At 61.3% G+C, this 1,410-nt stretch carries 3 protein-coding genes and 1 pseudogene; 2 read left to right on the forward strand and 2 right to left on the reverse strand.

Annotation, left to right across the window (positions count from 1 at the left end):
- Together EN984_RS34635 and EN984_RS34640 are read left to right on the forward strand one after the other, a co-directional pair.
- Positions 1-275, forward strand: a 275-nt coding sequence (locus EN984_RS34635; RefSeq protein ID WP_164765924.1) for an outer-membrane lipoprotein carrier protein LolA, incomplete at its 5' end; no start/stop codon positions are given.
- A 92-nt stretch (positions 276-367) separates the two neighbouring features.
- Entirely contained in the window at positions 368-577 is a 210-nt protein-coding gene (locus EN984_RS34640) for a hypothetical protein (protein WP_127268098.1), read from the forward strand.
- A 78-nt stretch (positions 578-655) separates the two neighbouring features.
- Here the strand turns inward: EN984_RS34640 and EN984_RS34645 are convergent, their stop codons facing one another.
- Positions 656-955 carry an HlyU family transcriptional regulator gene (locus EN984_RS34645; RefSeq protein ID WP_127268097.1) on the reverse strand — a complete coding sequence of 100 codons (300 nt, stop codon included), beginning with the start codon at positions 953-955 and terminating at the stop codon, positions 656-658.
- Positions 956-1,067: 112 nt separating this feature from the next.
- Positions 1,068-1,410, reverse strand: a pseudogene (locus EN984_RS34650) (PadR family transcriptional regulator); the annotation flags it as partial.

Below are 1,410 nucleotides of genomic sequence, written 5' to 3' on the forward strand. Positions count from 1 at the left end.
AGGTCGACTTCTCCGGCAGTCGCCTCAAGAGCATCAGAGACGACGGCGCCCAAGTTACCGTCAAGCTGGCCGACAGATCGGCTTTCGGCAATTCGAACATCTCCATGGTGTTCGACAGAAAATCGCTCGATCTGCGCAGATGGAGCCTCACCGACGAGAAGGGACTTACCACAACGGTGACTATATCGAATGTGAAGCAGGGCGTTCGCGCTCCCGAGGGCACCTTCGTTATCGATTATGCGGCGAACCGTGAATTCAACACCACAACGAAATAGCGGCGGCCGCAGAATGGTCACAGCACCGGAACCAATATGATCAGCGGCGGTTTAATCCGTGAAGGGACCGGAACCGCAAAGGACGCGGCACAATGATTGAAATTCACAGCATCGAAGCGGCCAACGCCAGACTGCGCATAAGGAGAGCTGAGCACTCTCTGAAGCGCGCGAATGACTTGCTGGACGAGGAAGGCGGCGTCGCTCTTAATCTGGCATTGTGCGGCCGGATAAGGGCCGCGAGAAGGCATCTGATCGAGGCCAGGGCCCGCCTGATGACGATCGATCCCGCCAGGACGAGTTGATCCGCCGGCGGTCGTAGGTCAACCCGGACCGAGAGGTCCATCGTGGCGCAAAGGCCCGCATGGACCTGTGGCGGTGATCTACCCAAAAATCCGGTCGCCCTGCTCGTCGACCAGTTGGATGCCCTTCTTGATCGAGATGTCGACGGCGTCGTCGAGCCCGGCGAAACGGTCGGCACGGATGAATTTGTGTTCCTTCACCACACCGTCGATCTCCTTGGAGACGACGCCGCACGTCTGGTATTGGCCATCCGCCTTGTAGGGCGTGGCGCTGATCAGGAAGCCCTTGTGCTCGACCTGCTTAGCTGGCGCTGCACTTGTTGGTCCAGCCGTTTCGGCTCCGCTGGCGCCACCGCCGAAAAGACGCTTCAGAAAAGACATCGGGCTTCCTCCAACAGCATTCATCCCGCACCATGTAGAGTGACGCGGGATGAATTTCACTATCGGTCCTTGGCCCAGCGGGCAAGGGCTGCGTCCGGTCGGCTGGACGAGCTTACTTGCGCGACAGCGCTTCCAGCGCCTCGGCGGCGGCTTCGAGGATGGCGATCGCCTCGGCCTGCTTGTCGGCCGGGGCGTCGACGAAGTCACCCAGAGCCGCGCGCAGTCGGTGGCGGACTGCGCGGAATTCGTCGCGCGCTTCCGAACGATCCCCGCGGCTACCCCGGCCGCCACGACGCCCGCCCTCTTCACTCTCGTCGTTCCAGCCGAACCAGTCGCGCGCCTTGGCCATTTTGCGGCCGAAGCGCTCTAGATGGTCGAGCACGCCATCGATCATCTCGCGGTTGTCGGCGAGATGCGCCTGGCCAGCTTCGGTGATCGAAAACACCTTCTTGTTG

Origin of the sequence: Mesorhizobium sp. M7A.F.Ca.CA.004.12.1.1 (genome assembly GCF_003997835.1) — a bacterium.
GTDB lineage: Bacteria > Pseudomonadota > Alphaproteobacteria > Rhizobiales > Rhizobiaceae > Mesorhizobium.